Source organism: Streptomyces sp. CC0208, from assembly GCF_003443735.1.
Classification (GTDB): Bacteria; Actinomycetota; Actinomycetes; order Streptomycetales; family Streptomycetaceae; genus Streptomyces; species Streptomyces sviceus.
The window spans coordinates 7,531,811-7,544,323 of record NZ_CP031969.1 but is presented as its reverse complement, the minus strand read 5'-3'; the positions used below and the strand labels follow the sequence as shown (position 1 = coordinate 7,544,323).

Annotated in this window: 11 protein-coding genes; 5 read left to right on the top strand and 6 right to left on the bottom strand. The window is 71.3% G+C overall.

Features of this window, described 5'->3' with window-relative positions; translation table 11 throughout:
- Window positions 1-42: 42 nt before the first annotated feature.
- From D1369_RS34645 to D1369_RS34630, 4 genes are all read right to left on the bottom strand, one after another.
- Window positions 43-483 (bottom strand): hypothetical protein, encoded by a 441-nt coding sequence (locus D1369_RS34645; protein WP_007380559.1) that lies wholly within the window; start codon window positions 481-483, stop codon window positions 43-45.
- Window positions 484-900: 417 nt separating this feature from the next.
- Entirely contained in the window at window positions 901-1,791 is an 891-nt protein-coding gene (locus D1369_RS34640) for an alpha/beta hydrolase (protein WP_007380560.1), read from the bottom strand.
- Between the two features lie 84 nt (window positions 1,792-1,875).
- Window positions 1,876-2,790: an RNA polymerase sigma-70 factor gene (locus tag D1369_RS34635; RefSeq protein WP_007380561.1), complete on the bottom strand. Its 915-nt coding sequence runs from the start codon at window positions 2,788-2,790 to the stop codon at window positions 1,876-1,878.
- A gap of 32 nt (window positions 2,791-2,822) precedes the next feature.
- Window positions 2,823-4,019 (bottom strand): FAD-dependent oxidoreductase, encoded by a 1,197-nt coding sequence (locus D1369_RS34630; protein WP_007380562.1) that lies wholly within the window; start codon window positions 4,017-4,019, stop codon window positions 2,823-2,825.
- Window positions 4,020-4,176: 157 nt separating this feature from the next.
- Between D1369_RS34630 and D1369_RS34625 the strand changes: the two genes are divergently transcribed.
- Entirely contained in the window at window positions 4,177-4,989 is an 813-nt protein-coding gene (locus tag D1369_RS34625) for a PhzF family phenazine biosynthesis protein (RefSeq protein WP_007380563.1), read from the top strand.
- Window positions 4,990-5,014: 25 nt separating this feature from the next.
- On the opposite strand, the gene D1369_RS34620 is transcribed toward D1369_RS34625, so the two are convergent.
- Window positions 5,015-5,815 (bottom strand): type II CAAX endopeptidase family protein, encoded by an 801-nt coding sequence (locus tag D1369_RS34620; RefSeq protein WP_007380564.1) that lies wholly within the window; start codon window positions 5,813-5,815, stop codon window positions 5,015-5,017.
- A gap of 183 nt (window positions 5,816-5,998) precedes the next feature.
- Here D1369_RS34620 and D1369_RS34615 point away from each other — a divergent pair, with 183 nt between their 5' ends.
- Entirely contained in the window at window positions 5,999-7,777 is a 1,779-nt protein-coding gene (locus D1369_RS34615) for a substrate-binding and VWA domain-containing protein (RefSeq protein ID WP_007380565.1), read from the top strand.
- Between the two features lie 21 nt (window positions 7,778-7,798).
- On the opposite strand, the gene D1369_RS34610 is transcribed toward D1369_RS34615, so the two are convergent.
- Entirely contained in the window at window positions 7,799-9,316 is a 1,518-nt protein-coding gene (locus D1369_RS34610) for a glutamate-cysteine ligase family protein (protein ID WP_118082813.1), read from the bottom strand.
- A 523-nt stretch (window positions 9,317-9,839) separates the two neighbouring features.
- Between D1369_RS34610 and D1369_RS34605 the strand changes: the two genes are divergently transcribed.
- The 3 genes from D1369_RS34605 to D1369_RS34595 all read left to right on the top strand — a co-directional run bounded on the left by D1369_RS34605 (window position 9,840) and on the right by D1369_RS34595 (window position 12,217).
- Complete coding sequence (locus tag D1369_RS34605; protein ID WP_037899239.1) at window positions 9,840-10,406, top strand: hypothetical protein; 567 nt, start codon at window positions 9,840-9,842, stop codon at window positions 10,404-10,406.
- Between the two features lie 378 nt (window positions 10,407-10,784).
- On the top strand, window positions 10,785-10,982 hold the full coding sequence (locus D1369_RS34600; RefSeq protein WP_007380568.1) for a DUF5999 family protein: 198 nt from the start codon (window positions 10,785-10,787) through the stop codon (window positions 10,980-10,982).
- 197 nt (window positions 10,983-11,179) lie between these two features.
- Window positions 11,180-12,217, top strand: a complete 1,038-nt coding sequence (locus D1369_RS34595) for a LacI family DNA-binding transcriptional regulator (RefSeq protein ID WP_118082812.1) — start codon at window positions 11,180-11,182, stop codon at window positions 12,215-12,217.
- Window positions 12,218-12,513 lie beyond the last annotated feature (296 nt).

Sequence of the window (12,513 nt, the reverse complement as noted above, 5' to 3'; positions counted from 1 at the left end):
CGTGCCCGGTCTCCACCGATCCGGCCCGGTTCGCCCGACCCCTCAGGCGGTCCGGTCCGCGGCGGCCTCGTCGTCGCTCATGGCCGAGTAGACGGTGACGATCGACGCGACGACGTCCACCTCGACGGGACCGACGATCCTCAGCCATGCGAGCTCGGGCAATCCGCCGAAGCGACCGACCATGTCGGCGGTTTCGGCGGGCCAGGGGCGCGGTGTCCGCGGCAGGTGGACCAGGGAGATCTCGTCGACGAAGCCCTCGAGGCCGGAGTCCTTCGCGACCGAGACGTAGCGCACGCCGGCGAGCGAGACCACGATGTCGGGCTTGTGCGGTCCCGCGCGGAGAGTGATCTCCAGTGAGCCGGCCTCGGGGAAGGCGTCGAACGCGATGCGGTGGATGACATGGCCGACGCACGGCGCGAGAGTGCGCGCCGCGTGCTCACACCGGTTCTGGAAAGCGCCGTCGGCCTCGGTCGTGTCGATCACAGCGAGAGGCTACGAGCCCGGGGGGCTTGCGTCGACCGAGTTGTCGCAACAGGTCGAGAGGCCGGGCATGGCCGGGTCGGCGTGACCAGCCTGCGGGCTGAACCACGGAGGCCTCGGCCGGCAGGACCTGGCCGACCGTGCCGGGCTGGGCGAAGGCGAGGTCCGTGCGGTGCGCTCCGGCGGCTGGCGCCCGCACTGGGCTTCCACACCATCGACCTCTTCGTCCTCGCTCGACGGCGCGTCTCCCGGCGGCCGAACGCCGTGACCTCCTGCGGCTGGTCCGCTCACTCACAGGAGGAACAACGCTCCAGATTCACTAGCCTGTGGGCGGCGCGGCGTCCGTCCGCCGCCCAGGCACGACACACCCGCGAGCTTGCGCGCTCCCTGCCGAGGGACTGACTTCGTCGGGGCGGAACGTCACCTCAGGGCGTCGCGCAGCGTGCCGGCCATCAGGTCGATGGCTTCCTTTCCGGCCGCCACCGGGCCGGTGTGGGTGAAGTAATGGTCGACCCCCTCGAAGACGCGGTGGGTGACCGGGACCCCGGCGGCCTCCAGGGCCTTGGCGTATGCGTCCCCCTCGTCGCGCAGGCGGTCGTTCTCCGCGGTGACGACCAGGGCGGGAGGGAGCCCGGCGAGATCGTCGGCGAGGGCAGGCGAGACGAGGGGGTGGGCGAGGTCGGCGAGGTCGGGGACATAAGCGGCGGTGAAGATCCTCATGAGCTGCGGGGTGAGCAGCGGCTTGGCCACGAGGGACCGCTTGGTGGCCGGGTCGGCGACCTGGTCCAGCGGTGCCGAGTCGATGATCTGGAGCCGGGGCGAGAAGGCGCCGCGCTCCCTGGCCAGGCGGCACACCGCGGCGGTCAGGTTGGCCCCGGCGCTGTGTCCGCCCACGGCGAGCCGTGAACCGTCCCAGCCGTTCGCGGCGCCGTTCTCGGCGACCCAGGCGGTGACGTCGTAGGCCTGGGTGACCGGTGCGGGGTACGGCCGCTGCGGCGCGACCGCGTAGTCGACGTTGATGACGACGCAGCCTGCCGTGGCGGCGATGTAGCGGCAGATGTGGTCGTCCTGCTCGGGGCGGGCGACCACGAACCCGCCGCCGTGGAAGTTGACGTACACGGGGGCGGGGGTGGCGGGGGTGGCCGGCGGGCGGTAGACGGTGCAGGTCACCGGTCCGGCACCGGTCTCCACGCGGAGGGTCTCGGTGCGCGCCGGGATGTCGGTGAAGCGCAGGTCCTTGTGTACACGGGACATCATGCGGCCGAGCAGGAGCTGGATCCCCCTGGCCTTGATTCCGGGGCTGAACGGCATAACTGAGCACCCATCGCTGCAAGATTAAAATAACAGGAATCCTGATGATGGATGCTCGCCGCCAGGAGCGCAATGGGCGGAGTCTCACTCCGCTGTCGGCGCCGACCGAAGCGTCAGCGGGGTCTCCGACGCGACGCGGGTCAGCTTCTGCGGATTGCGGACGTAGTACAGGCCGCTGATACGGCCGTCCTCGACACGGACCGCGAGGACACCGTCGATCTCGCCGTTCACCCGCAGGACGAGCGCCGGGCTGCCGTTGACCTCGGTGGCCTCGCCGGTGAGGGTGACGGTGTACTTGGCGATTCCACCCGCGATGAAGCGGGCCACCTTGTCGGCGCTGACGATCGGACGCAGCGCGGCCTGCTTGACGCCGCCGCCGTCGCTGACCAGCACGACATCGGGGGCGAGCACGTCGAGCAGCCCCTGGAGGTCCCCGGTCTCCAGCGCCCGCCGGAAGGACGCCACGGCCGCCCGCGCCTCACCGACCGACGCCGTCCTGCGGGGCCGCCGGGCGTCAACGTGCCGGCGGGCGCGGTGGGCGATCTGGCGCACCGCGTCGGAGCTCTTCTCCACGGCGGCCGCGATCTCGTCGTAGTCGACGTCGAAGACCTCCCGCAGTACGAACACGGCACGCTCGGTCGGCGACAGGGTCTCCAGGACGCACATCAGCGCCATCGACAGGCTCTCGGACAGCTCCACGTCCTCGGCCACGTCCGGTGCGGTGAGCAGCGGCTCGGGCAGCCAGGGTCCTACGTACGCCTCCTTGCGGCGGGTCATGGTGCGCAGCCGGTTGAGGGCCTGCCGGGTTGTGATGCGGACCAGGTAGGCGCGCCGGTCCTGGACCTGCCCGAGGTCGACCTTGATCCACCGCAGCCAGGTCTCCTGGAGGACGTCCTCGGCGTCGGCCGCCGACCCGAGCATCTCGTAGGCGACCGTGAACAGCAGGTTGCGGTGGGCGACGAACGTCTCGGTCGCCGGGTCGGTGGTGCGCTCGCTCATGTGTGGGTCCCTCCCCCGTCGCAGCGCGCGGCCTAGGCCGCCTGTTCGGCGGTGACCGGCGCCTCGGTCAGTTTCTCCGCGGTCAGCTTCTCCCGGCGCTTGGCGTCCTTGGCCCACCAGGTGCGCACACCGGGCTTGCGCGCCTCGTAGCCGAGCTGCCAGACGGTGCTCCGGCAGACGATCTCCTTGAGCCTGGCACCCAGGAAGCCGCCGAGGTAGAGGCTGATGGCGGTGTCGTCCTTGCGCGCGAACTGGAAGATCCCGACGCGTCGGCCCAGGCTGATGCACTGACCGGCGAACCCCACGTCGACGGTCGCGGGCCGCTCGCCCGCGATCCGGCTGAGCACGGTCTGCGCGGCCTGCGGGCCCAGCTGTACCGCGGACTGGCAGCCCATCCGGTACGGCAGGTCCGACGGCGCGGCCGAGTCGCCGGCCGCGACGATGCGCTCGTCGTCCACGCTGGTCAGGGTCTCGTCGGTGCGCAGGCGCCCGAGGGCGTCGGTGCTCAGCCCGCTGCGCGCGGCAAGGTCGGGCACACCGAATCCGGCGGTCCAGACGGTCACCTCGCTCGGCAGCTCGCGACCGTCGTCGAGCCGTACGGCGTCGCGGGTCACGGCCGTCACCCTGGCGCCCGGGCCTTCGAGGACGGTCACCCCGAGCCGGGCCAGGCGCCGCGCGACCGAGAGCCGGCCCCGCGGGTGCAGGTACGGGCCGAGGACGCCACCGCAGACCAGGGTCACCGCGCGCCCTTCCTCCGCCAGTTCGGCGGCGGTCTCGATACCGGCCGGGCCGGCCCCCACCACCGTCACCGGTGCCGTCGTGGGCACGGCGTCGACGACGGGCCGCAGTCGCCGCGCGTCCTCCAGCGTGGCGATCGGGTGGGCGAACTCGGCCGCCCCGGGCACGTCCGGGTCGGCGCTGCCGCTGCCCACGGCGTAGACCAGGTAGTCGTAGCCGAGCGTGTCCCCGGTCGTCAGCGTCACGCCGCGCCCGGCCGAGTCGATCCCGGTCACGGTGCCGACGACCAGGCGCACCCGCTCGGCGAGGACCTTGCGGTACGGGACCACCGCGTCGTGGGAGCCGCCGACCAGCTGGTGCAGCCGGATCCGCTCGACGAAGTCCGGGCGCGGGTTGATCAGGGTCACCGTCACGTCGGCGCGCAGGGTCAGGCGGTTGGCCGCCATGACGCCCGCGTATCCGCCGCCGATCACGAGGACTTCGGTGCTCATGGTGTCTCCTCCGTCTCAAGGGGTTCGGCCTCAAGACACCGGGCGGGCGGACCCTGTGACAGGCTGTGACCCAGATCACACCCAGAGGGGGGAAATCGGTCCAGCGACCTCCGATTGGCCTTGTCCCGGCCGCGAGAGCGCGCCGTACCGTCGGCGCATGCGCATCCGAATCGTCGACGCCTTCACCGACCGCCCCTTCGCCGGCAACCCGGCAGGGGTCCTGCTCCTGGACGACGCGTTCCTGGACGACGACCGGCTCCAGAACATCGCCCTGGAGATCAACCACGCCGAGACGGCCTTCGCCCACCGGCTCCCCGCGGGCGGCGAGGCCGACTGGGCGCTGCGGTGGTTCACGCCCGCCACCGAGGTGAACATGTGCGGGCACGCCACGCTCGCCACGGCCCACGTGCTGCACGGCACCGGCGCCCACCGGGGCCCGGTGCGGTTCGCGACCCGCAGCGGTGTCCTCGTCGCCATGCCCGGCGAGGACGGTTCGATCACCCTGGACTTCCCGACCGCCCCACTGACGCCGGTCGCGCTTCCCGAGCGACTCGCCGAGGCGCTGGGAGCCGAGCCGCTGACCGCCTTCGACACCGGTCCGAACATCGGTGACCTGCTGGTCGAACTGGCCGACGAGAAGACCGTCCATGCCCTGCGCCCCGACCTCAAGGCCCTGGGCGCCTGCTCGGAGCGGGGGATCATCGCCACCGCCCGCGCCGAGAACCCGGACCTGGGCCACGACTTCGTCTCCCGCTGCTTCTTCCCGAACGTCGGCATCGACGAGGACCCGGTCACCGGCAGCGCCCACACCGCCCTGGCGCCCTACTGGGCAGAGCGTCTCGGCCGTACGGATCTCACCGGACTGCAGACCTCGCCCCGCTCCGGCCGGGTCCGCACCGGGCTGCGCGGCGAACGCACGCTGCTGACGGGCCGCGCGGTCACGGTCATCGAGGGCGAGCTGCTCGTCTGACCAAGGGCTTCACGCCCCAGGGGCTTTACGCCGTGGGCAGCCAGCCCACCTTGCCCGCGAGCAGCGCGTAGCCCACGAACGCCCCGATGTCCAGCAGGGAATGCGCCACCACCAGGGGGCCCACTCGGCCCCACCGCCGGTACAAGTAGACGAACACCACGCCCATGACCATGTTGCCGAGGAAGCCGCCGATGCCCTGGTACAGGTGGTAGCTGCCGCGCAGTACGGAACTGGCCACCAGGGCGGTGCCCGGAGTCCAGCCCAGCTGGTTCAGCCGGCGCAGCAGATAGCCGACGACGATCACCTCTTCGAGGATCGCGTTCTGCATCGCCGAGAGGATCAGCACGGGGTACTTCCACCACACGTCGGGCAACGCCTCGGGCACCACGGTGAGGTTGAAGCCCAGGCCGCGTGCGGCCAGGTAGAAGGCGATTCCGGTGCTGCCGATCACGGCCGCGATCCCGGCTCCGCGGGCGAGGTCGGGGCCGGGCCGGGTGCGGTCGAAGCCGAGGGTTCTGAGGCTCTGCCCCTCGCGCAGCAGGAGGTGCGCGACGAGCAGCACGGGCACCAGGGCCGACGCGATCCCGAAGAGCTGCCAGGCGAGATCCAGCCAGGGACGGCCGGGCGCGGCCGAGGCGTTGAGGGTGGCTGCCTGGTCCTTGAGACCCCCTGGTTTCGTGACCGATCCGACAAAACTAATCAGCGCGGACACACCGCTCGCACCGAGCGAAAGCCCCAGAACGAGCAGCGTCTCGTCACGGAAGAACTTCCGTGAGAGCGCCATCTGCGGAAAAGAATCGGCCACTGCCCCTTCCTCCGCCTGCACACCTGCCTCCAGTTGAGTAATCCAGCCTCATCCGTATCCCCGCCCCGCTAGGGTCCTTCGAAAGAAGTTACGAAGATCGTGCGCAAGGCCGTCGGGGGGACGGACGCCGTACGGGGGCGTGCCTCCCTCCCTCCTGCCGCCAAGGCTGTGCCGGCACGAGGATCAGGGGAGGGCACCACCGTCATGGGACGTCACAGCTTGCCCGATCAGTATGGGGCGGGCGGCAGCGACCCCCGTCCACGCACCCGCCGCCGCACCGTGGCCGTCGCGACCGTGCTCGTCCTGACCGTCGCCGGCGGTACGGCCGCCGCCGTCCAGGGCGGTCTGCTCTCCTTCGGCTCCTCCTGCCGGGAGGAGGCGGTACGGATCGAGGTCGCCGCCTCCCCCGACGTGGCCCCCGTACTGCGCGCCGCGGCCGAGCGGGCCCACGACGAGAACCTCACCTCCGACGGGCGCTGCCTCGACATCTCGGTGACCGCGCGTGAGTCGTACAAGGTCAGGGACACGCTCGGGGCCGGCAAGGACCCCGGGGCGCAGGTGTGGGTGCCGGACTCGGACGTGTGGCTGGAGCAGCTCTCCGCGGACGCGGGCGCGACGAAGGTGGCCCGCGTGGGCAACGTGGCCTCCAGTCCGGTCGGGATGGCGATGGTGCCGGCCGCCGCGAAGTCGCTGGGCTGGCCGCAGAAGACGTACGGCTGGCTCGAACTGGCGGGTGCCACCCTGCGGGACGACTCCCTGAAGCTGGGCGCCGCCGATCCCGCGCGCAGCGCGTCCGGGCTGCTCGCCCTGACCCGGCTCAGCAGTGCGGCGGGACAGGTCAAGGGCGGGGCGACGCAGGCCGCGGCGATGATGAAGTCGCTCTCGCAGCGCATCTCCGACAGCGACGGCCAGCTCGTGGAGACGCTGCCGCGGGACTCCTCGGGCACCGAGCAGGGCAATCCCAAGCGCAACCAGGCGCTGGTCGTGTCCGAGCAGGCGGCCTTCGCGCACAACTCCTCGGCGGAGTCCGGGGACGACCTGGACTTCTTCTACCCCAAGGACGGCTCACCGCGGCTGGACTACCCGTACGCGCTGGTCGACGAGACACGGCTGAGCACGGACGAGAGCCGGGCGGCGATCCGCTTCATGACGTACCTGCGCAGGCCCGAGCAGGAACAGCTGCTGACGGACCGGGGGTTCAGGACCTCCGACGACCAGGTGTCGGCCTCACTGGTCGCGAAGGCGGGCGGCCGGGCGCCGCAGCCGTACGCGGCGGCGGCCGGTGAGCCCGCCTCCGCGACAGCGCTCCAGGAGGCCCTCGGCACCTGGACGATCACCGTCCAGAGCGCGCGGATCACCACGGTCGTGGACGCCTCCGCCTCCATGTCGGAGGCGGTGCCGGGCACCGGCCGCTCCCGGATGGACGTCACCAGGGCCTCCCTCCTCCAGGCTCTCGCCACCTTCACCCAGGAGGACGAGATCGGCCTGTGGGAGTTCTCCACCGAGCTGGACGGCGACAAGGACTACAAGATCCTCGTGCCGACGGACCGGCTGGGCGACAGCACGGCCGCGGGCACCACCCAACGGGAGCGGCTGTCGGCCGCGTTCGGCGGCCTGGAGCCGGTGCCGGGCGGCGCCACGGGGCTGTACGACACCACGCTCGCCGCGTACAAGGCGGCCACCTCCTCCTACGCCAAGGGGAAGTTCAACGCGCTGGTGGTGCTGACCGACGGGGTCAACCAGGACCCCGGCAGCATCTCGCGCGGGGCGTTGATCTCCGAACTGGAGAAGCTCTCCAGCCCCGCCCGCCCGGTCCCCCTGATCGTGATCGCGGTGGGCCCCGACGCCGACCGCGCGGAGGCCGAACAGCTTGCCGAGGCCACCGGCGGCTCCGGCCAGCAGGTCAACGACCCGGCCCAGATCCACACGGTGATCCTGAAGGCGATCGTGGCCGCGGGCGCCCAGGGCGGCAGCGGCGGCTGACCTCACGCCCGGCGACGCCCCTCACCCCAGCGGCGCCGGCTCCGGCAGCCCCACCGGCCAGGTGTGCACCGGCTCTCCCGTGCGCATCAGCTCGCCGTACCGCCGCGTCGTGGCCGCCAGCGCCGCGTCCCGCGACATTCCCGCCTCCCGGGCCCGGTGGAACGTCGCCGCCTGCCAGGAGGCCCCGTTGGCCCGGCGCCGGCACCGCTCCTCGATCACCCCGAGATACAGGTCCCGGTCGGCGGCCTCGACGCCCCACGCCGCGAGCCCCGCCTCGGCCAGCGGCAGCAGTTCGTCCCGTACGAGGGTCACCGCGTCGACCTCGACAGTGCCGCCGTACCGGCCGCGCCGGGGCCAGGTCATGCGCGCGTCGATGCCGTGCCGGCAGGCCGCGTCGAAGTTGGCCGCGGCCGCCTCGAACGGCATCCGGGTCCACACCGGCCGCGGCTCCTCGGCGAGGGCGCGGACGAGGCCGTAGTAGAAGGCCGCGTTGGCGATGACGTCGGTGATGGTGGGTCCTGCGGGCAGCACACGGTTCTCGACGCGCAGGTGCGGGACGCCGTCGGCGATGTCGTAGACGGGCCGGTTCCAGCGGTACACCGTGCCGTTGTGCAGGACGAGTTCGGCGAGCGAGGGCACGCCGCCCTCGTCGAGCACCTTCAGCGGGTCCTCGTCGTCGCAGATCGGCAGCAGGGCCGGGAAGTAGCGCAGGTTCTCCTCGAAGAGGTCGTACGCCGAGGAGATCCACCGCTCCCCGAACCAGGTGCGCGGCCGCACCCCCTGGGTCTGGAGTTCCGGAGGGCGGGTGTCCGTCGACTGCTGGAAGAGGGGCGGCCGGGACTCGCGCCACAGCTCGCGGCCGAACAGGAAGGGCGAGTTGGCGCCGACGGCGATCTGCACGCCGGCCACCGCCTGCGCCGCGTTCCACACGTCGGCGAAGCGCCCGGGGGTGACCTGGAGGTGCAGTTGCACGGAGGTGCAGGCGGCCTCCGGGGCGATGGACTTCGAGGTGCAGGTGAGGCGTTCCACCCCGTCGATGTCGAGGACGAAGTCCTCACCGCGGGCGGCCACGATCTGGTCGTTGAGCAGCGTGTAGCGGTCGACGTCGGACAGGTTGGAGGAGACCAGGTCGTCCCGGTCCAGGGTCGGCAGGATGCCGATCATGACGATTCCCGCGTCGAGCTCGCCCGCTTTACGGTCGGCATATGCCAGTGAGGTACGGAGTTCCTCCGCGAGCTGGTCGAATACCCGCCCGCCCAGCCGGTGTGGGGCTATGTTGACTTCCAGGTTGAACATGGCGAGTTCTGTTTGGAAATCTCGGCTTGCGATGCGTTCCAGCACCTCTCCATTCAGCATTTTCGGCATACCGTCGGCGCCGACCAGATTCAATTCGATCTCCAGACCCATCAGGTTCTTGGGGCGATCGAACCGCTGCTCCGCCAGAAGCCGCTCCAGCCCCGTCAGGCACCTGCGGAGCTTGTCGCGGTAGCGCTGGCGATCGGACAGGTCGAACTGGCCTGCCACGACCTTCTCCCCCATGAAGGGTCCCTCCTCGTTGCGTCATGCGTCAGGTGGGATAATGCCCAGCCGGAACGATCGATAACGTCCCGGCGCGGCCCCGAACCCGCTACGCTGTCGGATGTGACCGGTGGCACATTCACTCGGCATGGGGCTGCCAGCAGTTTCGAGTGCCCCGAAGAACTCGTGAAAAACGCCGACGAGAATTGGCCGACCGCTTCCCGAACATTCCCCGAGGTCACCGGCGCGAAGTAGCCGCGGTATCGGGATGATTCCCGCGTATCGCCGACCGAATGAGTCCTTGCCCGATACAGCGGAACCGGCTAGACGAAACATCGACTGAACACACGTCGTATAAACTCCGCGAACAAGGCAGAGGGTTGGCACCCGCGGTCCTGGATCCTGCCGTCAGGTGACGTCCGGCAGCCTCACCCGCACCTGCGTCACCGGACCCCGGCCCCCGCCTCTCTGACCCCTTGAGCTGACAGCGTCGTCCGCCCCCGCCCTCGCGCCACCGTGCCTGTCGAATGAGAGGCGACCCACCATGCCGCTGCATGTCCCTCCGGCTCCCGCACCAGCACTTCGCTCCGTCCTCACCGCACTCGCCTCGCCCACCGCGGTCCGCGAGGCCCGGACTCCTTCCCTGTTGCGCGCGCAGGGACCCGTCACACCCGAGCTCCCGCTGCCCGTGCACATCCTGGACGGAACCGGCACGAGGCTGGCCGGATGGCGGTTCCTGATCCGCTGCGGCGAACGCTCGGTGGCCGCGGCCGAGACCATGCTGACCCCGGACGGCTGGGCGTTCTCGCACTTCTTCGAGGGGCCCTACATCGCGTCCACCGAGCGCGCGCTGCGCCAGGCCGAGGTGATGCAGCAGCCCTACCAGCCGCGCCTGCTGTCGATTCCGGGTCTGTACATGCTCGCGCTGTGGCTGCACGGCGACTGCGCGGCGGACGCCGGCACGGGCCGCCTCGCCGCCACCGACCTGCTCGTCCCGCTGGCACCGGCCCCGCCCGGTATCGCCGCGCACCGCCCGCACCGGGCCGCCGAACTGCTGCCGGTACTGACCCATCGGGTGACTCCGGCCCCGCTGCTCGGCTCACCCGCCTGACACCCCGCCCGCCATGCTCGTACCCCGCGCCCCGAATTCCGGGTAGCGGGGTACGACTCCGTTTCGTGCGCCATTAAGGTCGTTACGCAATCCCCAGGGATCACCCGGAAGCCATTTGCTCGTACGAGCAGGCAATTGCTCGGACGAGCCGATTGCGGGACCGGCTCCAGGTGGGCTAGCCCTTTCCGGCCCCCTCGAACCACCCGAAGGGACAGTGCAGTTGGGCTGAACCGTCCGACCGGGTGATGCGTCTCCAACCTGTGAAGAAGTGGTGATGCGAAATCCCTGCGGATTGACGCCCGTAGGGCAACACTGGGTTCCGACTGAGTTATCGCAACGGGGGACGTCATGACCACAACACAGCGAAAGATCCCACCAATGTGCCAGCACCAGCCACCGTGTCCCACCGCCGACTCCGCCGACCGGGAATCCGCCCGCCTCGTGGCGCACCACCCGGAACAGGGCTGGAGCCTGCTGTGCAACGGCGTTCTGCTCTTCGAGGACACCGGTGAGCTCCTGCCCGACGGTCGGGTCATCGCCCCGCACCGCCCAGTCGCGGCAGCCACCGCCGCCTGAGCACGACCGGGCGGCGGCCGCCGTACCGCCCGGGGACCTCGAGGGGCCGGCTCGCAGCGACTGTCTGCGCACCGGCCCCGACGCATGTCCATCGGCGATCACTCCCTGTGACGCCTTGTGTATGGGCCCACGTTTCCGGAAGACTCCTGGAAGTTTCGAGCCCGACGTTCTCGAGGCTCCGACGCGGAGGTGGGCAAGTGACAGCAGGCGAGGCCGACGCCGTGCCCCGGGGCAGAGTCACCATCACGGAGATCGCCCGGCAGGCCGGGGTCTCGGTGCCGACGGTTTCCCGCGTGGTCAACGGCCGGTCGGACGTGTCCCCGCACACCCGCGCGCGGGTCGAGGAACTGCTCCAGCAGTACGGCTACCGCAAGCGCCCCGCGGCCCCCGGCACCCGCGCCGCCCTGCTCGACCTGGTCTTCAACGACCTCGACAGCCCCTGGGCCGTGGAAATCATCCGTGGTGTCGAGGAGGTCGCCCACACGGAGGGCGTCGGCACCGTGGTCTCCGCGATCCACGGCCGCTCCGGCGACGCACGCGAGTGGATGCGCAACCTGCGGGCCCGCGCCTCCGACGGGGTCATCCTGGTCACCTCGGCGCTTGACATGGTCCTCCACGACGAACTGCGCGTGCTCGGCGTCCCGTTGGTGGTCGTCGACCCGGCCGGCTCCCCCGCGCTGGACGCCCCCACCATCGGGGCGGCCAACTGGGCGGGAGGGCTCGCCGCCACCGAACACCTGCTGTCCCTCGGGCATCGCAGGATCGGCCTGATCGCCGGGCCGCCGCGGCTGCTCTGCTCGCGGGCCCGCCTCGACGGCTACCGCGCCGCCCTCGAAGGCGCCGGGCTCACCTTCGACGAGGCTCTGGTCGTGCCCGGCGACTTCCACCCGGAGTCCGGCTTCGCGGGCTGCGAGAAGCTCCTCGACCTGCCCGAGCCGCCGACCGCCGTGTTCGCGGCCAGCGACCAGATGGCCCTCGGCGCGATCGAGGCGCTGCGCAGGCGTGGGCTGAGGGTGCCGGAGGACATGAGCCTGGTGGGTTTCGACGACCTTCCGGAGGTCCGCTGGTCGGCTCCGCCGCTGACGACCGTCCGCCAGCCCCTCGCCGACATGGGCAAGCTGGCCGTCCGCACCGTCCTCGAACTGGCCCGCAACCAACGCCCGGACTCCCCGCGCGTGGAACTCGGAACGGAACTGGTGATCCGATCGAGCACCGCACCACCTGCCGGGGTCTGACGAATCAGGGCGCTACCACCGAATTGGGTCTGGTCGGGTGGACCTGGGAGTCGTCCGCCTCTCCCCCCGGGCGGGAGGGGGGTTCCGTCTCGCCGGGCCCAGCCGAGCTGCCGCGCGCGCCTTAGTGGGGGGCAACCGTCAAACGGGGCCCCCGGTTGCCGCAGGGCCCGAGCGGACGCCTCCCACACCAGCCCGACCGGCCCCGGAACAGAACGCCGTGGAGGCACTGCCCGCCTGGCGCGGGCGGCCCGACCCGGTGCGCCCGCTCCCCCGTATTCGGCGCCCCCCGGCCGACC

Excerpts from the sequence above, each read along its gene's own strand:
- D1369_RS34640 (WP_007380560.1), bottom strand. The coding sequence starts at position 1,791 with ATGCCGTTCAGCCCCGGAATCAAGGCCAGGGGGATCCAGCTCCTGCTC.
- D1369_RS34635 (WP_007380561.1), bottom strand. The coding sequence starts at position 2,790 with ATGAGCGAGCGCACCACCGACCCGGCGACCGAGACGTTCGTCGCCCAC.
- D1369_RS34630 (WP_007380562.1), bottom strand. The coding sequence starts at position 4,019 with ATGAGCACCGAAGTCCTCGTGATCGGCGGCGGATACGCGGGCGTCATG.
- D1369_RS34625 (WP_007380563.1), top strand. The coding sequence starts at position 4,177 with ATGCGCATCCGAATCGTCGACGCCTTCACCGACCGCCCCTTCGCCGGC.
- D1369_RS34615 (WP_007380565.1), top strand. The coding sequence starts at position 5,999 with ATGGGACGTCACAGCTTGCCCGATCAGTATGGGGCGGGCGGCAGCGAC.
- D1369_RS34610 (WP_118082813.1), bottom strand. The coding sequence starts at position 9,316 with ATGGGGGAGAAGGTCGTGGCAGGCCAGTTCGACCTGTCCGATCGCCAG.
- D1369_RS34605 (WP_037899239.1), top strand. The coding sequence starts at position 9,840 with ATGCCGCTGCATGTCCCTCCGGCTCCCGCACCAGCACTTCGCTCCGTC.
- D1369_RS34600 (WP_007380568.1), top strand. The coding sequence starts at position 10,785 with ATGTGCCAGCACCAGCCACCGTGTCCCACCGCCGACTCCGCCGACCGG.